The organism is Ensifer sp. ENS03, from assembly GCF_014852035.1.
Classification (GTDB): Bacteria; Pseudomonadota; Alphaproteobacteria; order Rhizobiales; family Rhizobiaceae; genus Ensifer; species Ensifer adhaerens.
In genome coordinates, this window is record NZ_JACVAV010000001.1 from 110,307 (window position 1) to 132,780 (window position 22,474).

At 63.3% G+C, this 22,474-nt stretch carries 21 protein-coding genes and 1 other RNA gene; 16 read left to right on the forward strand and 6 right to left on the reverse strand.

Translation table 11 applies throughout. The annotated features are described in order from the left end of the window. Positions 1-11: 11 nt before the first annotated feature. Positions 12-866, forward strand: coding sequence for a prephenate dehydratase (locus IB263_RS00555; RefSeq protein ID WP_029742350.1), 855 nt, complete (start codon positions 12-14; stop codon positions 864-866). Positions 867-1,059: 193 nt separating this feature from the next. Here IB263_RS00555 and IB263_RS00560 read toward each other — a convergent pair whose 3' ends face one another. Further along, entirely contained in the window at positions 1,060-2,238 is a 1,179-nt protein-coding gene (locus IB263_RS00560; protein ID WP_029742351.1) for a hypothetical protein, read from the reverse strand. Positions 2,239-2,660: 422 nt separating this feature from the next. Between IB263_RS00560 and IB263_RS00565 the strand changes: the two genes are divergently transcribed. Continuing rightward, positions 2,661-2,798: a DUF1127 domain-containing protein gene (locus IB263_RS00565; protein WP_064817013.1), complete on the forward strand. Its 138-nt coding sequence runs from the start codon at positions 2,661-2,663 to the stop codon at positions 2,796-2,798. A gap of 64 nt (positions 2,799-2,862) precedes the next feature. On the opposite strand, the gene IB263_RS00570 is transcribed toward IB263_RS00565, so the two are convergent. The 4 genes from IB263_RS00570 to IB263_RS00585 all read right to left on the reverse strand — a co-directional run bounded on the left by IB263_RS00570 (position 2,863) and on the right by IB263_RS00585 (position 5,480). Then, positions 2,863-3,231 (reverse strand): VOC family protein, encoded by a 369-nt coding sequence (locus tag IB263_RS00570; protein WP_029742352.1) that lies wholly within the window; start codon positions 3,229-3,231, stop codon positions 2,863-2,865. A gap of 80 nt (positions 3,232-3,311) precedes the next feature. Beyond that, on the reverse strand, positions 3,312-4,019 hold the full coding sequence (locus IB263_RS00575) for a YafY family protein (RefSeq protein ID WP_192437355.1): 708 nt from the start codon (positions 4,017-4,019) through the stop codon (positions 3,312-3,314). Positions 4,020-4,044: 25 nt separating this feature from the next. Next, positions 4,045-5,025, reverse strand: coding sequence for an NAD(+) diphosphatase (gene nudC / locus IB263_RS00580; RefSeq protein WP_029742354.1), 981 nt, complete (start codon positions 5,023-5,025; stop codon positions 4,045-4,047). A 2-nt stretch (positions 5,026-5,027) separates the two neighbouring features. After that, a complete protein-coding gene (locus IB263_RS00585; protein WP_029742355.1) occupies positions 5,028-5,480 on the reverse strand; it encodes an HIT domain-containing protein in 453 nt (150 codons plus the stop codon). Between the two features lie 64 nt (positions 5,481-5,544). Between IB263_RS00585 and ffs the strand changes: the two genes are divergently transcribed. From ffs to IB263_RS00610, 5 genes are all read left to right on the forward strand, one after another. After that, an RNA gene (gene ffs / locus IB263_RS00590) (signal recognition particle sRNA small type) lies at positions 5,545-5,642 on the forward strand. A gap of 45 nt (positions 5,643-5,687) precedes the next feature. Beyond that, on the forward strand, positions 5,688-7,556 hold the full coding sequence (locus IB263_RS00595) for a DNA polymerase III subunit gamma/tau (RefSeq protein WP_029742356.1): 1,869 nt from the start codon (positions 5,688-5,690) through the stop codon (positions 7,554-7,556). A gap of 39 nt (positions 7,557-7,595) precedes the next feature. Beyond that, positions 7,596-7,919, forward strand: a complete 324-nt coding sequence (locus tag IB263_RS00600; protein WP_192437357.1) for a YbaB/EbfC family nucleoid-associated protein — start codon at positions 7,596-7,598, stop codon at positions 7,917-7,919. A 162-nt stretch (positions 7,920-8,081) separates the two neighbouring features. Continuing rightward, on the forward strand, positions 8,082-8,687 hold the full coding sequence (recR, locus tag IB263_RS00605) for a recombination mediator RecR (protein WP_029742358.1): 606 nt from the start codon (positions 8,082-8,084) through the stop codon (positions 8,685-8,687). A 42-nt stretch (positions 8,688-8,729) separates the two neighbouring features. Continuing rightward, positions 8,730-9,968: a lytic murein transglycosylase gene (locus tag IB263_RS00610; protein ID WP_029742359.1), complete on the forward strand. Its 1,239-nt coding sequence runs from the start codon at positions 8,730-8,732 to the stop codon at positions 9,966-9,968. Positions 9,969-10,077: 109 nt separating this feature from the next. Here IB263_RS00610 and IB263_RS00615 read toward each other — a convergent pair whose 3' ends face one another. After that, the gene (locus IB263_RS00615; RefSeq protein WP_029742360.1) at positions 10,078-11,712 is read right to left on the reverse strand and encodes an MFS transporter; all 1,635 of its coding nucleotides are present in this window, start codon (positions 11,710-11,712) and stop codon (positions 10,078-10,080) included. Between the two features lie 273 nt (positions 11,713-11,985). On the opposite strand from IB263_RS00615, the gene rimP reads away from it, so the two are divergent. From rimP to rpsO, 9 genes are all read left to right on the forward strand, one after another. Further along, positions 11,986-12,606 (forward strand): ribosome maturation factor RimP, encoded by a 621-nt coding sequence (gene rimP / locus IB263_RS00620; protein WP_029742361.1) that lies wholly within the window; start codon positions 11,986-11,988, stop codon positions 12,604-12,606. A gap of 46 nt (positions 12,607-12,652) precedes the next feature. Beyond that, positions 12,653-14,272: a transcription termination factor NusA gene (gene nusA / locus IB263_RS00625; protein ID WP_029742362.1), complete on the forward strand. Its 1,620-nt coding sequence runs from the start codon at positions 12,653-12,655 to the stop codon at positions 14,270-14,272. Positions 14,273-14,277: 5 nt separating this feature from the next. Next, complete coding sequence (locus IB263_RS00630) at positions 14,278-14,985, forward strand: RNA-binding protein (protein ID WP_029742363.1); 708 nt, start codon at positions 14,278-14,280, stop codon at positions 14,983-14,985. Positions 14,986-15,090: 105 nt separating this feature from the next. Further along, complete coding sequence (infB, locus tag IB263_RS00635; protein WP_029742364.1) at positions 15,091-17,802, forward strand: translation initiation factor IF-2; 2,712 nt, start codon at positions 15,091-15,093, stop codon at positions 17,800-17,802. Further along, the gene (locus tag IB263_RS00640) at positions 17,802-18,254 is read left to right on the forward strand and encodes a hypothetical protein (protein ID WP_029742365.1); all 453 of its coding nucleotides are present in this window, start codon (positions 17,802-17,804) and stop codon (positions 18,252-18,254) included. The genes infB and IB263_RS00640 overlap by 1 nt, the downstream gene beginning before the upstream one ends. 79 nt (positions 18,255-18,333) lie before the next feature. Then, entirely contained in the window at positions 18,334-18,741 is a 408-nt protein-coding gene (rbfA, locus tag IB263_RS00645; protein WP_029742366.1) for a 30S ribosome-binding factor RbfA, read from the forward strand. A gap of 8 nt (positions 18,742-18,749) precedes the next feature. Next, positions 18,750-19,685, forward strand: a complete 936-nt coding sequence (gene truB, locus IB263_RS00650; protein WP_029742367.1) for a tRNA pseudouridine(55) synthase TruB — start codon at positions 18,750-18,752, stop codon at positions 19,683-19,685. Positions 19,686-19,868: 183 nt separating this feature from the next. After that, positions 19,869-21,581 carry a sensor histidine kinase gene (locus tag IB263_RS00655; protein WP_162744690.1) on the forward strand — a complete coding sequence of 571 codons (1,713 nt, stop codon included), beginning with the start codon at positions 19,869-19,871 and terminating at the stop codon, positions 21,579-21,581. A 270-nt stretch (positions 21,582-21,851) separates the two neighbouring features. Continuing rightward, complete coding sequence (gene rpsO, locus IB263_RS00660; RefSeq protein WP_029742369.1) at positions 21,852-22,121, forward strand: 30S ribosomal protein S15; 270 nt, start codon at positions 21,852-21,854, stop codon at positions 22,119-22,121. Positions 22,122-22,474: the final 353 nt, after the last annotated feature.

Here is a 22,474-nt window from a genome sequence, read left to right on the forward strand (position 1 = left end):
AGGACGCTACCGTGACCGCCAAGACCAACAGGATTTCCTTCCAGGGCGACTATGGCGCCAATTCCGACATGGCCTGCCGCGACATGTTCCCGTCGATGGAGCCGCTGCCCTGCCAGACCTTCGAGGATGCCTTCGTCGCGGTCGAGAACGGCGACGCCGATCTGGCGATGATCCCGATCGAGAACACGATCGCCGGCCGGGTCGCCGACATCCATCACCTCCTGCCGGAATCGCGGCTGCACATCGTCGGCGAATATTTCATGCCGATCCGTTTTCAGCTGATGGTGCTTCCGGGTGTCACGCGTGACGAGATCCGCACCGTGCACAGCCACATCCATGCGCTCGGCCAGTGCCGCAAGATCGTGCGCTCCAACGGCTGGAAGCCGGTCGTCGCCGGCGATACGGCGGGCGCGGCAAAGCTCGTCTCCGAAAAGGGCGACCGCTCGATGGCAGCGCTCGCGCCGCGGCTTGCCGCCGATCTCTATGGCCTCGAAATCATCGCCGAGAACGTCGAGGATACCGAGAGCAACGTCACCCGCTTCGTCGTGCTGTCCAGGGAAGAGCAGCGCATCGCCCGCACCAGCGACGAAGAGCTGATCATCACCACCTTCGTCTTCAATGTCCGCAACATCCCGGCAGCGCTCTACAAGGCCATGGGCGGTTTCGCCACCAACGGCATCAACATGACCAAGCTCGAGAGCTACCAGCTTGGCGGCCGGTTCGTGGCGACGCAGTTCTATGCGGATATCGAAGGCCACCCGGATGATGTCGGCGTGCGCCATGCCATGGACGAGCTTCGCTTCTTCTCCGAAAAGGTCCGCATCCTCGGAACCTATAACGCGCACCCGATGCGCGGCGTGCTCTGAACGAGCACGCCTAGGTTTGCACAGGCCAGGGTGCCATTCTCTAGAGCATCCTGCCTTCAAGTGGATCACTTGCGGGCGGAAAGATGCTCTAGAATCAAAGTGCTAGAGCGTCCTTTATGCGTTTGTATGAACGCATGGCGCTCTAGTGGCGGGAAGGGGTGCTGGCAGCGGCCACCGTTTACGCCATTGCGCCCTACTCCGCCCAGCGGAGGGTATCGATGATCACCTGCTTGGCTTGCTGTTTCCTGGCAGCAGCGATTTCGGCAGCAGGCGGGTACCGGTCAGGGAAGATTTCGGCAGCCAGCTCTGGTGGAACTGCCCGGCAATCCTTCGTGCTCAAGTCTGGTATCTGAGTACCGTCGTGGGACGTCGTGAGCGGCGGCGGAGGTTCACTGTCTTTCTCCGTTCGCGCCTGTGGGAGAATGCCCGTTGCCGTCTCCATCCTGGTATAGTCGCCATCCTTCCAAACCGCGGTCTCGTTGCCTGCGCGCAGTTCATGGGCGCACAGGCGCATGTTCAGCAGCCACGCCGCCGGCGCCGGCCGACTATCGGATGCGTCCCTTACGCGCGGTGGCATATCGGCCCACGCCCAGTTACCACCGGCAAATGAGAACGTTGTCGAGGCCGTTTCTCCAGGCCCGGCAGAAAATGTTGTTCCGCTGATGTTGGACTGGCCGACGACGATATCCTGCGCGACCCACGCGTAAGACAAATCGCTACGCCTGATAGAAAGGCCCTTGCTTTCCCCCCAAAACAGCGTGCCGGAGAGCATGGAGCGCGAGATCGAAGCGTTATTGAAGACTGTTGCAGGTATGTACATTCTTTCGGCACGCATGCCGGAAATGATTGTTTCCTGCATGCTGGTGACCGGCAGCGAAGTCAAATCCAGCATGGTCTGCATAGCCTGGGCAAATAGAGACGAGGGGTCATCGGCAACGACGCGTTGGTGCGGAAGGGTAAAGCTCGCGTAAATCGGACGGTTGATGCAGGCCTTGAGCTGGCTGTCCCAAGTGCCGCGCTCCTTGCACGACAAGTCGATGCCTGTCAGGTCGACATTCTCGCTGACAAGCTTGTCGAGTGCGTCGCCCTTGCCAATGTTGCCTCCCATCGGCAGCAGCAGTTTGTTCCAGGCTCTTTCAATGCTCTCCTCGCGACGGACCTGGACGTCGGCCTGCAGATCCACGGTCGTCTCGTAGACAGAATAGAGTGTGTAGGCGGTCGCAACGAGCGCCAGGATTTGCCCGATATTGCTGTGCTTGATTGTATTCGCTGCCGGTGCAAACCATTCGTCGACTGCGGTCGCGCGCTCCTTCATGCGGCGCCTGATCGGCTTTGATGCGGGCTGAACGCTGCCTTCCTGCTGCATCGTCATCGTCTCGCTCCCCGGAGATCGTGCAGGGGTAATATTATAAATTGCGCATATGCATGTCGGCAACGCGAATTGGGGGCGACAAGTGCGCTTTCCGCCAAATCGCGAAGCGAGCGTGGCAGGAGGTCAGTCGCTCGCCTGATTTCTGGTCAGTATAAATCCTATGGTTGTGGCGGTCTCGCGCCCATATCCGCTGAACACCTCTTGCGGTCAGCGTTACCTCGCGCATGCCGGTCAGGCGGTGGGCCCGAACCCGGCGGCGATTTTCCGGGGGAATCATTGGCTTCGCGCGTCCTACGGGGACGAAAGTGGCAAAAATTCGTTAACCGGCTACGCGTCTGGCGCATGCCTAGTTTGCAATCGTGGCGCTACACAAATTTTAGGCAAATGCCTATTTGACGCTCGTCAAGTAAGGAGTGTTAAAGATGAAGATCCGTCAGAAGATCATGGAATATGCGAAGACCCGCCGTGCGATCCGCGAGCTGAATGCTCTCGACGATCACGCACTGAGCGACATCGGTCTGTCCCGTTCGCAGATCCAGGCCGCCGTTTACGGCCGCTAATTCCGTACCATTCGCGCATCCCGCCGCTTCAGGCTGGCGGGATGCGCGCAGCATACCCTCTCGCTTAAGAATCGTAGAGGCAGACGCGCAGCCGGTGACCATCCGGATCGAGCGCGACGAAAGTCGGACCGAAATCCATTTCGGTCAATTCCTGCGCAATCGGCAGGCCTTTCCCCTTCCAATCCTCGTAACGTGCGCGCACCGCGCTCTCGTCTTCCACCATGAAGGCCAGTTCCGACCGGCTGCCCGATACCGCCGGCTCCGGCGCGACCGTATGTTCGGCCCAAAGCCCGAGCGTGAAGCCACCCGGCAGCTCGAAGGAAGAGAAGGTCTGGTAGGTGACGCTTGGTTCCTGCGCGAGAAGCGCGCGATAGAAGGTCACGCTTGCGAGCGGGTCCTTGACGTAGAGAACGATGAGATTTGCCTTGGCCATGCTGTTCCTCCTTGTTGCGGGAGGTGCAGGCTAGGGCTGGCCGCTGCCAGTTTCTGTCAGCATCGGCGCACGAACACCCGTCAGGAGCCGACCGTCTCTCGCTTCGACGCCGCCATGTTCTGGCTCGAGCGCCAATCCTTCATCAGCACCTGCCGGCGGCGGGGATAGCGCGCCTCAGTCACCGTCATCTTCTGCATGCGGTCGGCGCGAAAGTGCCGGAAGTCCAGGCGCAGCTCGCACCAGGCCATGACCATGCGCACGTTCTCAAAGAAGCCGAGGGCAAAGGGCCAGACGGTGCGCTGCGTCGCGCTGCCGTCATTGTCGACGTAGTCGAGTTCCACCTTGCGCTCGTTGCGGATTGCGCGCCTAAGCGCGGCGATGTCGATGCCGTTGGTGGCCGGCGGGCTCGGGCCGACGAGCAGGGTCGAACTGTCGAGCTCCTCGCGAAGTTCGGCCGGCAGCACCACGGCAATCTTGGCGAGCGCATTGGCGGCAGCGCCGGCGAGATCGTCGTCGGTGCGCTTGGAGACCCAGCGCGAGCCGAGCACCAAGGCTTCGATCTCCTCGGCGGAAAACATCATCGGTGGCAGCATGAAGCCGGGCTTGAGCACATAGCCGAGCCCCGGCTCGCCCTCGATATCAGCGCCCTGCGCCTGGAGGCTGGCGATATCGCGGTAGAGCGTTCTGAGGCTGACGCCGGTTTCTTCCGCCAGTCGCTGGCCGCTCACCGGCTGGCGGTAGCGCCGGAGCACCTGCAGAAGGTCGAGCAGCCGTTCGGAGCGGGACACGGTCGATCTCCCTGTATCCGTCGCCTTATGTCCGCTCGCCCCAGGCGAGCCAGTCGCGCATCAGCTGGTGCGCGATCGCGCCCTTCGGCGGTGGAATATGCGCGTCGCCGGTGTCGGCGACCCCGGTCGACCTTTCGAGCATCGCGATCGTTTCATCGCGCGTGAACCAGCGCACGTCTTCCAGCTCGTGCTCGTCGCGCTTGATGACGGTTGATTTCGCCTCCGCATAACAGCCGATCATCAGCGTGTGCGGCATCGGCCAGGGCTGCGAGGCATGGTAGCGCACCCGGCCGATATGGACGCCGGACTCCTCGAGCGTTTCCCGCCGAACGGCGTTTTCGATCGTCTCGCCCGGCTCGACGAAGCCGGCAAGGCAGGAATACATGCCCGGCGCGAAATGCGGGCTGCGGCCGAGCAGGCAAAGATCGCGCTCAAGGTCGATCGTCATCATGATGACGACAGGGTCGGTGCGCGGGAAGACCATATGGCCGCAGGCGGTGCAGACCCGGCGATAGCCGCCGGCCTTGCCTTCCATCGGGCCGGCGCAGCGACCGCAGAAGCGGTTGTTGGCATTCCAGGTAATCAAGCTCGAGCCTTGCGCGAACTGGCCGAGCAGTTCCTCCGGCAGCATCTGCTGGCGATAGAGGGTGCGGCCGTCGGCGATCTTGAAGGGCTCGGTGATCGTCTCGTCCGTCAGGCCCGTCGGCACGGCCAGCCGGGGCTCGCCGTTGGCGAGGTAGCCGAGCAGGATCGTCTCGTCGAGAACGGGTTCGAGACCTTCAAGCTCATAAGGCGCAAACAGTGGGTCGATGATCTTCTCGTCATGCTTGACGATCAGCTTCGGTCCGGAGAAGGCCAGGAAATGCGCACCCGGGTGCTTCAGTGCCACCTGGACGCAATCGTCGGCCCGGTGCTCCGACTGGCGATCCAGATGATTCTCCGAGAAGGCGACGAGGGTGCTTGGCTCTGGATGCGGGCTGCGAAGGTCAAAGATCGATTTCGTCATGTTCAGAGGTTTTCCAGAATGCGGGCTGCGAAGGCCTGATGTTCTTTTTCGTCCCACGGCTCCGCCTTGCCGAAGCCCCAGACCGGCCCCGGCCAGTTCGGGTCGCCGTCGCTGCGGGCGATGATATGCACGTGAAGCTGCCGGACGATGTTACCCAATGCGCCGATATTGATCTTCTCGGCGCCAGTGACCTTCTTCAGCGCCGTCGCTGCCATGGTCGTCTCGAAGGTCAGCATCGTCTGGTCGAGTGGGGTGAGGTCGAAGATCTCAGAAATGCCTTCACGCTGAGGAATGAGCACGAGCCAGGGCCAGCGGCGGTCGTTCATCAGCCGCATCTGGCAAAGCCCGATCGAGGCGATCGGAATGCCGTCGCGCTCGAGCCGCTCGTCGAGGGTGAAGGTCGTCAACTGGGTCTCCTCGGCTATTGAGAATGGCGGATTCGCCTTGTTTTGCATATCGATATCAGTTTTTTGACGGCTTGGCTTGCATTTGCTTTCGATATTGCCGATATGGAAGCCGGGAGGTTGGTGGTGGACGAGCCACTCGCCAACCGGGTCAGGTCCGGAAGGAAGCAGCCCCAACGAGCTCCGGCACGGGTCATCGTGCCAGCCTCCCACCTTCTCCGTCCTGTCGGGACAAGAGTTCGAACAGCGGCAGGGTCGATGAGCGACGATACGTCCATTTCATCCGTTGAGAAACCAGCCGCCTACCGTGTTCTGGCGCGCAAGTATCGCCCCAAGGATTTCTCCGACCTGATGGTCGGCCAGGAACCGATGGTGCGCACGCTCACCAACGCGTTCGAAACCGGCCGCATCGCCCAAGCCTACATGCTGACCGGGGTGCGCGGGGTCGGCAAGACCACCACCGCCCGCATTCTCGCCCGCGCGCTGAACTATAAGACACCGGATATCGATCGGCCGACCATCGACCTGCGCGTTCCCGGCGAACATTGCCAGGCGATCATGGATGGGCGTCACGTCGACGTCATCGAAATGGACGCGGCGTCACACACCGGCATCGACGATATCCGCGAGATCATCGAACAGGTGCGCTACCGCCCGGTTTCGGCCCGCTACAAAGTCTACATCATCGACGAAGTGCACATGCTCTCGACCCAGGCCTTCAACGGCCTGCTGAAGACGCTCGAAGAGCCGCCAGAGCATGTGAAATTCATCTTCGCGACCACCGAAATCCGCAAAGTGCCGATCACGGTTCTGTCGCGCTGCCAGCGCTTCGACCTGCGCCGCATCAGCGCGTCCGATCTCGTCGGCCTGTTTTCGACGATCCTCGGCAAGGAAGGCGTATCCTTCGATCCGGAAGCGCTTGCGATGGTGGCCCGCGCTGCCGAAGGCTCGGCGCGCGACGGTCTGTCGCTGCTCGACCAGGCGATCGCCCACGGCGGCGGCGCTGTGGAAGTCGAAACCGTGCGTTCGATGCTCGGCCTTGCAGACCGCGCCCGCATCGTCGACCTCTTCGAGCACGTCGTCAAAGGCGATGTCGCCGCGGCCCTCAAGGAATTCACCGCACAATACGAGGCCGGCGCCAATCCGACGGTCGTATTGACCGACCTTGCCGATTTCACCCATCTCGTCACCCGGATGAAATACGTGCCGGAGGCGGTCAACGACCAGTCCTTGAGCGAGATCGAGCGCACCCGCGGCGCCGTCTTTGCCGAGAGCGTGGCGGTTACGGCGCTCTCGCGCATCTGGCAGATGCTCCTGAAGGGCATTCCGGAAGCCGAAAGCTCGTCGCGCCCGGCGGGTGCCGCCGAAATGGTGCTGATCCGCCTGGCGCATGCGGCACATCTGCCGGCGCCTGAAGAGGCCGCGCGGCGCTTGCTGGAACTTTCCGGCAGTGAAGGCGGCGGCGCTCGCCCTGGCCCTTCAGGTGGCAACGGCGGCGGCGCACAGGCCCAGGCTTCCGTGTTCGTGTCGGCGCAGGCATCGCAGTCGATGCCGGTGCAGCGCCCGACGAGCAATGGCGCGACCATGCTGCGCGCCGTGCCGGACGTGGCGCCCCAGGCGGTTGCCGTTGGCCGCATCGAAGAACGCCCGGTGGCGGCGCCTGCGGCCAAGCCGCAGCCGTCGGTGCCGGTCAATTCGATCGCCGACATCGCCGATCTCTGCGCCAAGAACCGCGACATCAAGCTGAAGACGCTGGTGCGCGGCTTTCTGCGGCTCGTGCGGATCGAGCCCGGACGTCTCGACGTCAACGTCTCGGACGACGCGCCGAAGACGTTGCTTGGCGAAGTGGCCGTCAAGCTCAAGGAATGGACCGGCATCCACTGGATCGTCAGCTACAGCCGCGAGGCCGGTGAGCCGACGCTGATCGAGGCGGAACAGCGGGCGCAGGAGCAGCGCGTCAACGACGCGCGCCAGGACCCCGATGTCGCCGCCATTCTCGCCCGGTTCCCGGGCGCCAAGATCACCGACGTGCGCATTCGCGCCGTTGAAGAAGAGGTCGAGAGCCAGGCTCCGGCCACAGCCGAATCCGCCGACGGCGATATCGTCCCTGGCGACGACATCGAATAGTCCCGTCTGCGAGCAGAAACAGAAAGACAGGAGACGACGATGCGCGACATCATGGGGATGATGGGCAAGGTCAAGGAAATGCAGGCCAAGATGGAAAAGATGCAGGCGGAAATCGCCGCGCTCGAAGTCGACGGCACCTCCGGCGGTGGCCTCGTCACCGTTCGCCTCGACGGCAAGGGCACCCTCAAGAGCCTGAAGATCGATCCCTCGCTGTTCAAGGAAGACGACGTCGAGATCCTCGAAGACCTGATCGTCGCCGCCCACAAGGACGCCAAGGACAAGGCCGAAGCCGTGCAGGCGGAAAAGACCCGCGAACTGACCGCCGGCCTGCCGATCGCGCCCGGCATGAAGCTGCCCTTCTGATCGTCTCCGGGCAGTAGGTTCGGGAAGCAGGGCGGTCTGCCGCCCGCAGCATTTGCGCGCCGGCGGTGGTAGCCGCCGGGTACCGCGTCGATGCCCGCCGCTTCGTGTGCGGGCGTTTCGAAGGCGATTCCGTTTCGGCGCGATATGGGCTAAAAGCGCCGCATGGCAAAACGAGTCACCGGCCCCGAAATCGAAAAACTCATCCAGCTCCTGGCGAAAGTGCCGGGGCTCGGACCGCGTTCGGCGCGCCGCGCCGCCCTGCATCTCGTCAAGAAGAAGGACCAGTTGCTGGGTCCGCTCGCCGACGCGATGGGCGAAGCGCACCGCAAGGTCCGCATCTGTTCCTGCTGCGGCAATGTCGATACGATCGATCCCTGCACCGTTTGTTCGGACGAGCGTCGCGACCACTCCGTGCTCATCGTTGTCGAGGACGTGTCCGATCTCTGGGCACTGGAACGCGCCGGCGCGATGAACGCCGCCTATCATGTGCTCGGCGGCACGCTCTCGCCGCTCGACGGCGTCGGCCCCGACGATCTCAACATCAAGGGTCTCGTCCAGCGCGTCGCCAATGGCGGCGTCCGCGAGCTGATCATCGCCGTCAACGCCACCGTCGAGGGCCAGACGACGGCGCACTACATCACCGACCAGCTCGAAGGCATGGAGGTGAAGATTACCCGGCTTGCCCACGGCGTGCCGGTCGGCGGCGAGCTCGACTACCTCGACGAAGGCACCTTGGCGGCTGCCCTTCGCGCCCGCACGTCGATCTGAGCGTCATTTCGGACGCTGCAATCCAACCGATGGGGAAGCCTTATGCTGAGACTTCTTTCACTGACGACCTTGCTGCTCTGTGGCTGGCTGGGGCTCGCGCAAGCCGCGACCAAAGCCGACGTCGAGGCGCAGTTTCGTACCTGGCTGCAGAATGATCTCTGGCCGGAGGCGAAGAAGGCCGGCATTTCCGCCGGATCCTTCAAGGCGGCCTTTTCCGACGTGAAGCTCAACTGGGACCTGCCGGATCTGGCGCCGCCCGGCTTCCCGAAGCCGAAGGAACAGAAGCAGAGCCAGGCGGAGTTTTCCTCGCCCGGAAACTACTTCTCGGAAAAGCGTCTGCAGGGGCTCGCCGCCACCGGCCGCAGCCTGGCTTCCACCCATGCGTCGACCCTGAAGAAGATCGAGCGCACCTATGGCGTGCCGGGCTCGGTGATCGTTGCCATCTGGGGCCGCGAATCCGGCTTCGGCCGCGCCAAGATCCCCTATCCGGTGGTCGATGTGCTCGCGACCAAGGCGTTTATGTCGACGCGGCCAGACCTGTTTCGTCGCGAGCTGATCGCGGCACTGCACATTCTCGACAGCGGCGATGTCGACGAGGCGGCGATGCGCGGCTCCTGGGCCGGCGCGATGGGTCAGCCGCAGTTCATGCCGTCGAGCTTCCTGCAATATGCCGTCGATTTCGATGGCGACGGCCGCCGCGACATCTGGAATTCGGTGCCAGACAGCCTGGCGTCGATCGCCAATTATCTGGTCAAGAAGGGCTGGCAGCGCGAGCGTGACTGGGGCTTCGAAGTATCGATTCCCGAAGCCGTCTCCTGTGCGCAGGAAGGGCCGGACCTCGCCCAGCCCCTGTCGAGTTGGGCGAACAAGGGGATCGTCAGGATTTCCGGCAAGGCCTTTCCGTCGCACGAATTGTCCGCATCTTCGATGATGCTGGTGCCCGCTGGTCGCCATGGGCCGGAGTTTATCGTCACGCCGAATTTCTACGTGCTCAAGGAATACAACAACTCCGACCTCTACGCGCTCTTCATCGGCAACCTCGCCGACCGCATTGCGACGGGCGGCGGCGCGTTCCGCGGCACGTGGGGCGACGTCGGCAACATGCTGCGCTCGGACGTTCTGAAGATGCAGAAGGCGCTGGTTGCCAAGGGCTACGACGTCGGCAAGGTCGATGGTCTCCCCGGCTACAAGACGCGCCGTTCGCTCGGCGACTGGCAGGCAAAGAGCGGCCTTGCCGCCACCTGCTTCCCCGATGCTTCGCTGAAGGCGAAGCTGCGATAGAGCCAATTGCAGCCGGAGGCACTGGTGTGCCGACTGCCGAAAAGAAAAGGCCCCGTCACCGGGGCCTTTTTCGTTGCATGGTCGGGATCGGCGCGAGGGCCGGCACAAGCTAGTGCATGTCCACATTCACCTGGCGCTTGTAGCGCTCGTAATGGGTCGGCACGATCGTCTGGCGCTCGATCATCCGGTGCACGCGCGGTGGTGCTTTGCCGCTATGCAGCGCCGTCAGCCTGTCGCCGACGGCCGCGTCCGCCTGGGTGCGCCGCTGGTTGTGACGCACATATTCGACCCAGGTCGGCACGTGGTAGGTCTCCGTCCAGGTGGTCGGGTTTTCAAGGTCGCGCATCAGCGCCCAGTGTCCGGCGCCGTCACGGATGCGGATACGCCGCCGTTCCGCCATGGTTGTCAGGAACTCCGGGATGTCGTCGTCGGCGATTTCGTAGTCGATCATGATGACGATCGGGCCGCTGCGCGGTTTCAGGTCCAGTTCGAGCGGCGGCTCGTTGAAGCGGTTCAGCGGATCGAGGTTGAGCGAGGTGAATTCCGGCAAGGGCAGGCGGAAGCCGACCACGACGCCGGCGAACATCAGCAGACAGGAGCCCATCAACGCGTTGGCCGCGCCATATTGCTCGGCGGCCGTACCCCAGAGCCAGCTGCCGCCGGCAATGCCGCCGAAGGTCATGGTCTGGTAGAGCGAAAGGGCCCGGCCAACCACCCAGCGCGGCGTCGACAGCTGCACCGTGGTGTTGAACAGCGACAGCGCCAGCACCCAACAGGCGCCGGAGATGAGCAGCACGAGACAGCTCAGCCAGGCATAGGTGCTCCAGGCCGTGATCGCGGCGCTGGCGGCAAAGCCGGTGAAGGCGATGCGCACGATCGCCTCGCTCGAAAGCTTCTCGCGCAGGCGGGCGGAGAGCAGCGCCCCGCCGATCGCGCCAAGGCCGAAGGCGCCGAGCATCAGACCGTAGGTGAGCGGCCCACCCTGAACGAGGTCGCGGGCGACGAGCGGCAGAAGAGCGAGGATGGCGCTTGCCGAAAGGCCGAAGAGGAAGCCGCGCAAGAGAACCTTGCCGATGTTCGGCGACATCGCGACGTAGCGCAGGCCAGCCGAAATGGCGCGCCCCAGCGTCTCGCGCGGCAACGTGCTCGTCGGCACCTCGCGACGCCAGCGCACCAGCGCAAAAAGGATGGCGAAATAGCTGAGCGTATTGGCGAAGAAGGCAGCCGCCGCACCGAGTGCCGCGACGATGGCGCCGCCGATCGCCGGGCCGACGCTTCGGGTGATGTTGAAGCCCATGCTGTTGAGCGCGACCGCTGCCGGCAGGTCTTCGCGCGGAACCATGTCGCCGACCGAGGCCTGCCAGGACGGGTTGTTGAGCGCCGTGCCGCAGCCGATGAGGAAGGTGAAGAGCAGGAGCAGCCAGGGCGTGATCAGCCCGACATAGGCACAGATCGTCAAGAGCGCCGAGACGAAGAGCATGAAACACTGCGCCACCAGCATGATCCGCCGCCGGTCGAAATTGTCGGCAAGCGCGCCAGAGACAAGCGAGAAAAGCATAATCGGCAGCGAGGTCGAAGCCTGCACCAGCGCCACCATGTTCGCCGATGAGGAAATGGAGGTCATCAGCCAGGCGGCCCCGACCGATTGAATGAGGCCGCCGAAATTGGAGGCGAGGCTCGCGATCCATATCGTGCGGAAGATGTCGTGCTTGAAGGGGGCAAGCGGCGAAATACGGGTTGGCACCTCGTCTTCTCTCTTCGTTTCTTGATTGTCGTCTCGAAGCGGTTCGTCTCCTGTTATAGGCCCGACAACGCGAAGTGCCACCCGCTGAAACTGACCTTGTTGGCGAAGATGCTCGCCGGCGGTTCGTCCGGCCATTTGCGTCGGACGGCCCAATGCCTTGCAATTTGTGGCGATGGGGCGTATATGAGCCTCAAATTCTTGATCGGTAGATGAAGAGTGGGCCCGTCAGGACCCGCTCTTTTTTATTAGCCGGTCCGATGAGGAGATGATCGTTTGTCCGATACGACAACGGCTGAAAATGCAAATGAACCCCGCCTGATCACCGAAACCGGTCTCGACCAACGCGTCGCCGACATCATCGAGCCGGTGATCGTGCCGATGGGCTACCAGCTCGTGCGCGTGCGCATGTCGGGCCAGAACGGCATGACGCTGCAGATCATGGCAGAGCGCACCGACGGCACCATGACCGTCGAGGACTGCGAAGAGATCTCCAAGGCCATTTCGCCGGTGCTCGATGTGGAAGATCCGATCGACAAGGCGTATCATCTCGAAGTGTCGTCGCCGGGCATCGACCGCCCGATGGTGCGCAAGTCCGACTTCTTCCGCTGGCAGGGTCACCTGCTGAAATGCGAGACGTCGGTTCTGGTCGATGGCCGCAAGCGGTTCCGCGGCAAGATCGTTTCTGTCGATGACGACGGTTTCCGGCTTGAGCGCGACCAGGTGGCCTATGGCGAGGAGCCCGTCGTCGTGATCCCGTTCACCACGCTTTCCGAAGCGCGGCTGATCCTGACCGACGATCTGATCCGCGATGCGCTGACGGCCGACAAGAAGGCCAAGGCTGCGCGTGCCGCGAACGAGAATTTCGAAGACGAAGATTCACCTATTGAGGAATAAGTCGGGCGGAGCTTGAAAGCCCCCTGCAACCCAACGGAGACAAGACATGGCAGTCAGTGCTAACCGGCTCGAGCTTCTGCAGATCGCGGATGCTGTCGCGCGTGAAAAGGTGATCGACCGCGAGATCGTTCTGGCCGCGATGGCCGACGCGATCCAGAAGGCCGCCCGCTCGCGCTATGGGTCGGAATCGAACATCCGCGCCGACATCAACTCCAAGACTGGCGAAATCCGCCTGCAGCGTCTTCTGGAAGTGGTCGAGAAGGCTGACGACTACTCCACGCAGATCCCGCTCGAGCTTGCTCGCGATCGCAATCCGGACGCCAAGCTCGGTGACTTCATCGCCGACCCGCTGCCGCCGATGGATTTTGGCCGCATCGCCGCCCAGTCGGCCAAGCAGGTCATCGTGCAGAAGGTGCGTGAGGCCGAGCGCGACCGTCAGTTCGACGAGTTCAAGGATCGCGTCGGCGAAATCGTCAACGGCACGGTCAAGCGCGTCGAATACGGCAACGTCATCGTCGACCTCGGCCGTGGCGAAGGCATCATCCGTCGCGACGAGATGATCCCGCGCGAAAACATGCGCTACGGTGATCGCGTCCGCTCCTTCGTCTACGACGTTCGCCGCGAACAGCGCGGCCCGCAGATCTTCCTGTCGCGTACCCATCCGCAGTTCATGGTGAAGCTCTTCACCATGGAAGTGCCTGAAATTTACGACGGCATCATCCAGATCAAGTCGGTTGCCCGCGACCCGGGTTCGCGCGCCAAGATCGCGGTCGTCTCCAACGATAGCTCGATCGATCCGGTCGGCGCCTGCGTCGGTATGCGCGGTTCGCGCGTTCAGGCCGTCGTCGGCGAGTTGCAGGGCGAAAAGATCGACATCATTCCGTGGTCGCAGGATCCGGCGTCGTTCATCGTCAACGCGCTGCAGCCGGCGGAAGTCGCCAAGGTCGTTCTCGACGAAGACGCCGAGCGCATCGAAGTGGTCGTTCCCGACGAGCAGCTGTCGCTCGCCATCGGCCGACGCGGCCAGAACGTTCGCCTCGCTTCGCAGCTGACCGGCTGGGATATCGACATCCTGACCGAGCAGGAAGAGAGCGAGCGCCGCCAGAAGGAATTCACCGAGCGCACCAACCTCTTCATGGATGCGCTCGACGTCGACGAAATGGTCGGTCAGGTGCTGGCTTCGGAAGGCTTTGCCGCCGTTGAGGAGCTTGCCTATGTCGATCTCGACGAAATTGCGTCGATCGACGGTTTCGACGACGAGACCGCCAACGAAATCCAGACCCGCGCTCGCGAGTACCTGGACCGGATCGAGGCGGAAATGGATGCCAAGCGCCGCGAACTCGGCGTTGCCGACGAACTGCGCTCAATCGACGGCCTGACGAGCCAGATGCTCGTTGCGCTGGGCGAAGAAGGCATCAAGACGGTCGAGGACTTTGCTGGTTGCGCCGCTGACGATCTCGTCGGCTGGAGCGAACGCAAGGACGGCGAGACCAAGCGTTTCGAAGGCACCTTCTCGAAGTTCGACGTCTCGCGCGCCGAAGCCGAAGCCATGATCGTTCAGGCCCGCCTCGCAGCCGGCTGGATCACGCAAGAGGACCTGGCAAGCGAAGAGGTCGAAGGTGAAGAGCCGATCGACGTTGCCGAAGGCGCCGAGCAGGACGCTTAAGGACGATGATCGCCTCTGATCATGCCGACAGCCTGCCTTCGGACGCCCTGCCCACGGATGGGGGGCCGAAGGATCGCAACGGCAGCACGCGGACCTGCATCGTCACCCGTGAAAGCGGTTCGCCAGACGAGTTGATCCGCTTCGTGGCTGGGCCAGACGGTCGCGTCGTTCCCGATCTGAAGCGTCAGCTTCCGGGGCGCGGCTGCTGGGTCAAGGCCGAGCGGGCGCTGATTGAGAAGGCGGTGGCGAAGAAGTTCTTCGCCCGCGCCCTGAAGGCGGACGTCAAGGCCGACGCGACGCTCGCCGACGATGTCGACCGGCTGCTCGCCGAGCAACTGGCCGGAATGATGAACATGGCGCGCAAGGCGGCCCAGTTCATCTCCGGCGCAACGAAGACGGAGCAGGCCGTCAGGGGACTGGCGGCACTCGCCGTGTTTCACGCGTCCGACGCTGCGGCCGACGGCGTGCGCAAGATAGACCAGGCCCGCAAGGCGATGAGCTTTGTGGCCGACGATGAAATGGAAATACCTTCGTTCCGTCCCTTCACCGGGGCGGAAATGGAGGGCCTTTTAGGAAGTAATGCTTTTATCCATGCCGCAGCGCTTGCAGGGCAGGCGGGTGAAGGTGTAGTGAAGCGCGCAATCATGCTCGAAAAGTACCGAGGATCCGTCCCGGTCCGGGCCGACGGCGGCGCTGGCAAGCCACAGCAATGACCCGCGTCACCGGCACAGTCTGGCATCGCGTACATTGTTTGAGACAATTTGGAAGACAGGGTCAGGTGATACGCATCCGGCCCTGATCGCTAGGAACGGAACGGAATGACCGACAACAACGACGACAAGACAGGCAGCGCAGCGGGCAAGAAGACGCTGACCCTGAAGCCCCACGGGGTTTCGCAGGGGACCGTGCGTCAGGACATGGGCCGTGGCCGCACCAAGGCGGTCGTGGTCGAAACCAAGAAACGCCCCTTCCACCGCCCCAAGGACGAGCGTCCGATCACACCGGTTGCTGCAGCTCCCGCTGCGCGCCCGGCCGATCAGCGCCCGGCTCAGCCGCAGCCTTCGGGTCGCCCGGCACCGCAGCCGCAGCCGCATTCGACGCGTCAGGAAGCCAACCAGGCCAATCGTCCGCGCGTCGGTGTCGTTCTGAACCAGCTATCCGCCGGTGAGATCGATGCGCGCCGCCGTGCTCTGGCCGAAGCCCAGATCCGGGACGCCGAAGAAGCGGTCATCCGCGCTGAGAACGAAGCACGCCGCAAGCGTGAGGAAGAAGCCCGTCTCCAGCAGGAGAAGGAAGAAGCCGCACGCCGCGCTGCCGAGGAAGCAGCCCGCGCGGCGGCCGAGCCCGAAGCCAAAGCCGAAGTTAAGGCCGCAGAGGTTGTTGAAGAGCGCCCCGTGGCTGCTCGCGCACCGGCTTCCACCGAGCGTCGCGTTGACAGCCGCCCGCAGGCCGGACGGCCCGCCGACCAGGCAGGTGGACTTCCGACCCCGGCTCCGGCCGGCGCACTGCGCGGCCGTAAGGTCGACAACGAAAAGGATGACGATCGTGGTCCGCGTCCCGGCGCAGGTCCGGCGCGCGGCAAGGTCGTGCGTCCCGAGCCTGCCAAGGTTCCGGCCCGCCCGAAGGGCGACGACGGCCGCCGCCAGGGCAAGCTGACACTGACCACCGCTGCCGACGAGGATAGCGGCCAGCGCGCCCGTTCGCTGTCGGCCATGCGTCGCCGCCAGGAGAAGTTCAAGCGCAGCCAGATGCAGGAAACCCGCGAGAAGATTTCGCGCGAAGTCATCCTGCCCGAGACCATCACCATTCAGGAGCTGTCGCAGCGCATGTCTGAGCGCGCCGTTGACGTCATCAAGTTCCTGATGAAGGAAGGTCAGATGATGAAGCCCGGCGATCTGATCGATGCCGACCTGGCCGAACTCATCGCCGGCGAATTCGGCCACACGGTCAAGCGCGTTTCGGAATCCGACGTCGAAGAGGGCATCTTCAACGTTTCGGACACGAACGAAGAAATGGAACCGCGTCCGCCGATCGTCACGATCATGGGTCACGTCGACCACGGCAAGACCTCGCTGCTCGATGCGATCCGCCACGCCAACGTGGTGGCCGGCGAAGCCGGTGGCATCACCCAGCACATCGGCGCCTACCAGGTCGAGCAGAACGGCAACAAGATCACCTTCATCGACACCCCCGGCCACGCGGCGTTCACCGCCATGCGTGCTCGCGGTGCCCAGGCGACCGACATCGCGATCCTGGTGGTTGCGGCTGACGACAGCGTGATGCCGCAGACGATCGAATCGATCAACCACGCCAAGGCGGCCGGTGTTCCGATCATCGTGGCGATCAACAAGGTCGACAAGCCGTCGGCAAATCCGCAGAAGGTTCGCACCGAGCTGCTGCAGCACGAAGTCTTCGTCGAATCCATGGGCGGTGAAGTCCTCGACGTGGAAGTGTCCGCCAAGAACGGCACCAACCTCGACAAGCTGCTCGAAGCGATCCTGCTTCAGGCAGAAATCCTCGACCTGCGCGCCAATCCGAACCGGACGGCCGAAGGTACGGTCGTGGAAGCCGAGCTTGACCGCGGTCGCGGTGCGGTTGCCACCGTCCTCGTACAGAAGGGCACGTTGCGTCCGGGCCAGATCATCGTCGCCGGTGATCAGTGGGGCCGTGTGCGCGCGCTCGTCAACGACAAGGGCGAACACGTCAAGGAAGCCGGTCCGTCCATGCCGGTCGAGGTTCTCGGCCTGTCCGGTACGCCGGCAGCCGGCGACAAGTTCGCCGTCGTCGAGAACGAAAGCCGTGCTCGCGAGATCTCCGAGTACCGCCAGCGTCTCGCCCGTGAGAAGCAGGTTGCCCGTCAGTCCGGCTCGCGCGGTTCGCTCGAGCAGATGATGACCCAACTCCAGACCTCCGGTCTCAAGGAGTTCCCGCTGGTCATCAAGGGCGACGTGCAGGGTTCGATCGAAGCGATCGCCGGTGCTCTCGACAAGCTCGGAACCGACGAAGTGCGTGCGCGCATTGTGCATTCGGGTGCCGGCGGTATCACCGAGTCCGATATCTCGCTCGCCGAGGCATCGAACGCAGCGATCATCGGCTTCAACGTCCGCGCCAACTCACAGGCCCGTTCGGCCGCCGAGCGTGCCGGCATCGAAATCCGCTACTACAACATCATCTACGATCTGGTAGATGACGTGAAGGCGGCGATGTCGGGCCTGCTCTCGCCAGAGCGTCGCGAAACCTTCCTCGGCAACGCCGAGATCCTGGAAGTGTTCAACATCACCAAGGTCGGCAAGGTCGCGGGTTGCCGCGTCACCGAAGGCAAGGTCGAGCGTGGCGTCGGTGTCCGTCTGGTTCGCGACAACGTCGTTATCCACGAAGGCAAGCTCAAGACCCTCAAGCGCTTCAAGGACGAAGTCTCGGAAGTCAATGTCGGTCAGGAATGCGGCATGGCCTTCGAGAACTACGAAGACATCCGCGCCGGCGATACGATCGAGTGCTTCCGCGTCGAGCATATCACCCGGACGCTCTAATGGGCCTGAAAGCCCGGCAAATCTGCACAACGGCGGCCCTGGCCGCTGTTGTGTCGTTTTGGTGGACGCCGGCCTTCGCGGAAGTCTGCGACAAGATCTATCCCGAATGGGATGGTCAGAAATTCTCGGTTCTCAACGAGGTGGCCGCTTTTCTGACCAATTGGGTCGGCCTGGCGGCGCTTTTCTGTCTGGTTACCGGTTCAGCGGTTTTGCGCCTTCGGGCGCTGCTTTGGGTCGGGAGCCTTCTCGGCGGCCTCCTCCTCCTGGTGGCCATCACGTCCTGGGGAGATGCCGCGCACCAGGTATGGCAGTCGGCCATCAATGAGGGTTGCGCCCATCCGCAGTTCGAACTGATCCAACTGCTGTCCGCGCTCGTGTTGACGGCTACGGGCGTCTTTCTGGGACTGCGTCGAAGAAAGCGGGCGCAGGCAATCAGAGCTACCCGTGCCTGAGGCACGGAAGGTATATTACGCTGAAGAGTAAAACGGTTTGCCGCCCCGAGCGGGCGCAATACCTTGGAAAGCAACGACCATGAGCAAAGCCACATCCTCTGCCCCCTCACAGCGCATGCTGCGCGTCGGCGAACAGGTGCGCGCTGCCATCACCCAGGTTCTGCAACGCGGCGAGGTCCGCGATCCGGTGATCGAGAAGACCGTCATCGCGATTTCGGAAGTGCGCATGTCACCGGATCTGAAGATCGCCACGGCCTATGTCACGCCGCTTGGCGTGCCCAACCATGCCGAGGTCATCGACGCGCTCAACCGCAATGCCAAGTACATTCGCGGACGCCTCGGCCCGCAGCTGCGGCAGATGAAATACATGCCCGACGTTCGTTTCCGCGACGATACGAGCTTCGACAATTACAAGAAGATCGACGAGCTCTTGCGTTCGCCGGAAGTCAGCCGCGATCTCGACCAGACCAGCGAAGACGAAGAATAGTAGATTTCATGTCCAAACCGCGTAAGCCCAAGGGCCGCCCGATCTCGGGCTGGCTGATCCTCGACAAGCCGCTCGACTTCGGCTCCACCGAAGCCGTCTCGAAGATCAAGTGGCTGTTCAAGGCCCAGAAGGCCGGCCATGCCGGCACGCTCGATCCGCTGGCCTCCGGCATGTTGCCGATCGCGCTTGGCGATGCGACGAAGACCGTTCCTTACGTCATGGACGGCCGCAAGATCTACGAATTCACCGTCGCCTGGGGCGAGGAACGCTCCACCGACGATCTCGAAGGCGAAGTAACCCATTCCTCGGCCGAACGGCCGAACGAAGAGGCAATCCGCGCGCTTCTGCCGAAATACACCGGCGTCATCAGCCAGGTGCCGCCGCAGTTCTCGGCGATCAAGATCGATGGCGAGCGCGCCTATGATCTCGCCCGCGACGGCGAGACGGTCGAAATTCCGGCCCGCGAGGTCGAGGTCCACCGGCTGACTCTGCTGGGTGCCGCACCCAACCTGGCCCACTTCGAAATCGAATGCGGCAAGGGCACTTATGTGCGCTCGCTCGCCCGCGACATGGGCCGCGACCTCGGCTGTTTCGGCCACATCGCGTCGCTGCGCCGCACCTTCGTCGCGCCCTTCGGCGAAGAGGACATGGTGCCGCTTGCCGACCTGGTGGCGTTGGAAAAGATCGAGCACGACCAGGAACGTCTGGCGGCACTCGACGCCTATCTGATCGAGACCGGCGAGGCGCTTTCCAGCCTGCCGCACGTGCCTGTCAATGACGACCAGGCGCACCGTCTGAGGATGGGCAATCCCATTATCCTGCGCGGCCGCGACGCACCGCTGGCGACGCCCGAGGCCTATGCCACGGCGCGCGGCAAGCTGGTCGCGATCGGTGAGATCGCTGAGGGCGAATTCCGCCCCAAGCGCGTCTTCGCCGGAAGCTAAGCACCCGGAACCATTTGCCTTTGCTTTATCCTTGACGCATGATCCCGGCATGGGTTCCCAGTCCATCCGAGGTGATTCCGTTTCCGTATCGCGTTTCGTTGCCGTTTGGCGGTTGCGCCGCTTGCGGCGGCGTGCGCCGAAGGCGTTGATGCCGCCGGCAGGGAACCGCAAGGGACGTTGCAGGTGACCGGTGTGACGGAGGAAGGAAAGCGCAGGGCAAGCGATGGCCTGGCGGCGATGGTTGATCGCGCCCGTCATCGGCTGACCCGTCCGTTCAGTTTCTATCTGACGTCGCTGCTGCTGGTCGCCATCGTTCCGGCCTTCATCTTTTCGCTGGTCGTGCTGAAGCGCAGCGTCGACGCGCAGGAACAGGTCATCACCTCGCTGCTGCAGGCCTCGACCGGATCGGTGACGCGCATCGTCGAGCGCGATATCGAGGGCATGTTGACGACGCTGAAGGTGCTGTCGACCTCGCGGGCGATTGAGGACGACAATTTGCAAGCCTTCTACGAGAGAGCCTCGACGGCGCTCGCGCAGACGGATTCCTATCTGATCGTCATCGATCGCAAGCACGAGCAGCGGCTCAACACCCGCGTCCCCTTCGGCACTGAGCTTGGCAAGGGGTCGGATGCGGACTCCATCGAGCGCGCCTTCACCAATAGCGGCGCGCCGCTCGTCTCCAACGTCTTCTTCGGCAAGACCGCCGGAAAATGGGTGTTCAACGTTTATCTGCCGGCAAAACTCTCGACCGGTGAGGAGTATCTGCTGGCGTTGACGCAAAACGCTGAGAACATGGCCAAGGCCGTCAACCGCGATACGCTGTCGCCTGGTTGGAACGCGGCCCTCGTCGACGGCGCGGGAAAGGTCATCATCTCCTCGGACGCGGCGGTCAAGGCCGGGGAGCCGTTCTTCCTCGACAAGGTTCCGGCGATCAGCATCGGCGTTCGCAACATCAAGGAGAACGGCACGGAGTACCGGGTGGCGACCGAATTCTCGGTGATCACCGGCTGGCGGATCATCGCCTGGGCGCCGCGGGCGATCGTCGATGCTCCGGCCGTCTGGTCGTTCCTGTGGCTTTCGCTCGGCGGCATCATCTTTGCCGGCATCGCGATCGCCGGTTCGCTGGCAATCGCGCGGCTGTTGTCGCAGGGCGTCAAGCTCGTGGCGCAGGATGCCCGCCGCCTTGGCGCCGGCGAGCGGATCGAGCCGCGCCCGCATATGATCGCCGAGGTCGAACAGGTCTCGGCAGCTCTGGCCCGTGCGGCGGCCGCGCGCACCAAGGCGGAGAGCGAAATCCGTTTCTTGATGCGCGAGGTGGCGCACCGCTCGAAGAACCAGTTGACAGTGATCCAGTCCATGCTGAACCAGTCGGTCTATTCGGCCGAGAGTGCCGCTGATTTCGCCGACAGTTTCCGCAAGCGCATCGCCGGGCTCGCCCGCTCCACCGACCTTATGATCGCCAACGCCGCCCAAGGGGTCGATTTCCGGGAACTGGCCCAGAACCAGCTTCAGCCATTCACGCCTGACGATCCGAGGCGGGTGATCCTGTCCGGCCCGCCTTTGCGGCTCGAGACCCAGATCGCCCAGACGCTCGGCATGGCGCTGCACGAGCTCGCGACCAATGCGACCAAATATGGCGCGCTCGCCAACACCTCAGGCGTCGTCAAGCTGAGCTGGTCGCTGGAGGATGAGGGCATTGCCATACGCTGGCGGGAGGAGGGGGCCGATCTCGCGGGCAAGCCCTCAGATCCGATCCGCAAGGGGTTTGGCACGCTCGTGCTCGAACGCATGCTCGGCATGGCCCTGAATGCGGGGCTCGAGCGGATGATGCATGCCGACGGCATCGAGTGGCGGATCACCGTGCCGCGACCGGCCGAAGGGGATGACGCGCCATGACCTGCCGCCGTCACTTTTTCTCCCTCGATCGGGGCCGCACTCCTGCCGATCGCGGCCGAATGAAATCGCCGCCGGTGCACCCGTTCCCGACCGGCAATTGAGGTCTTCCGCCGGCCCTCCCGGGCGCCGGTCCATGACCCTTTCCTTTTTCATCCAATTCGTTTATAGGCACGCCAGCAAAAGGCGCATGCCCGTTGCATTCACGGCCGCAGCTGGACGACATCCCGGCTGACGGCGTCCCGAAATCCTCGAAATCGAAAGGATCATCCGATGTCGATTGCTGCAGAGCGTAAGGCTCAGCTCATCAAGGAATTTGCAACCGTTGAAGGCGACACCGGTTCTCCGGAAGTCCAGGTTGCTATCCTGACGGAACGGATCAACAACCTGACCGAACACTTCAAGGGCCACAAGAAGGATAACCATTCCCGCCGTGGTCTGCTCGCGATGGTTTCCAGCCGTCGTTCGCTCCTCGACTATCTGAAGAAGAAAGACGAAGCGCGCTACACCAAGCTGATCGGTGCCCTGGGCATCCGTCGCTAAGCGACTTATCCGGCGGGTCTTTGCGGCCCGCCGGCTTTTTTATGGAGCGTTGAACGCTCGACGATTAAACTCTCCAGCCGCATAGGAAACGTGGCTAAACGAGAGAATCCAGCGAGCCGGATGGGCCGGTATCGCGGATCAACCGATGGCCCGTCATGGGGCAGGATTGCAGGATGCTTCGGCCCCTGCTTGTCGGAAACGCCGCTGAAAGCGGATGGTCGGGCAAAGCGGAAAACAGCCGATTATAGCGTGAAGCCTCCCGTTGTCTTGCCCGTGATGCGCCATTTCATGCGGCCCTTCGACCGCCCGCGCTGTAACAGCCGCGGAGAGGTCCGCCGCACACGAAGGACAGA

Bases quoted from the DNA above. Each gene is read 5' to 3' on its own strand.
- IB263_RS00560 (WP_029742351.1), bottom strand. From the start codon at position 2,238: ATGACGATGCAGCAGGAAGGCAGCGTTCAGCCCGCATCAAAGCCGATC.
- IB263_RS00565 (WP_064817013.1), top strand. From the start codon at position 2,661: ATGAAGATCCGTCAGAAGATCATGGAATATGCGAAGACCCGCCGTGCG.
- IB263_RS00570 (WP_029742352.1), bottom strand. From the start codon at position 3,231: ATGGCCAAGGCAAATCTCATCGTTCTCTACGTCAAGGACCCGCTCGCA.
- nudC (WP_029742354.1), bottom strand. From the start codon at position 5,025: ATGACGAAATCGATCTTTGACCTTCGCAGCCCGCATCCAGAGCCAAGC.
- IB263_RS00585 (WP_029742355.1), bottom strand. From the start codon at position 5,480: ATGCAAAACAAGGCGAATCCGCCATTCTCAATAGCCGAGGAGACCCAG.
- IB263_RS00595 (WP_029742356.1), top strand. From the start codon at position 5,688: ATGAGCGACGATACGTCCATTTCATCCGTTGAGAAACCAGCCGCCTAC.
- IB263_RS00600 (WP_192437357.1), top strand. From the start codon at position 7,596: ATGCGCGACATCATGGGGATGATGGGCAAGGTCAAGGAAATGCAGGCC.
- recR (WP_029742358.1), top strand. From the start codon at position 8,082: ATGGCAAAACGAGTCACCGGCCCCGAAATCGAAAAACTCATCCAGCTC.
- IB263_RS00610 (WP_029742359.1), top strand. From the start codon at position 8,730: ATGCTGAGACTTCTTTCACTGACGACCTTGCTGCTCTGTGGCTGGCTG.
- nusA (WP_029742362.1), top strand. From the start codon at position 12,653: ATGGCAGTCAGTGCTAACCGGCTCGAGCTTCTGCAGATCGCGGATGCT.
- IB263_RS00630 (WP_029742363.1), top strand. From the start codon at position 14,278: ATGATCGCCTCTGATCATGCCGACAGCCTGCCTTCGGACGCCCTGCCC.
- infB (WP_029742364.1), top strand. From the start codon at position 15,091: ATGACCGACAACAACGACGACAAGACAGGCAGCGCAGCGGGCAAGAAG.
- IB263_RS00640 (WP_029742365.1), top strand. From the start codon at position 17,802: ATGGGCCTGAAAGCCCGGCAAATCTGCACAACGGCGGCCCTGGCCGCT.
- rbfA (WP_029742366.1), top strand. From the start codon at position 18,334: ATGAGCAAAGCCACATCCTCTGCCCCCTCACAGCGCATGCTGCGCGTC.
- truB (WP_029742367.1), top strand. From the start codon at position 18,750: ATGTCCAAACCGCGTAAGCCCAAGGGCCGCCCGATCTCGGGCTGGCTG.
- rpsO (WP_029742369.1), top strand. From the start codon at position 21,852: ATGTCGATTGCTGCAGAGCGTAAGGCTCAGCTCATCAAGGAATTTGCA.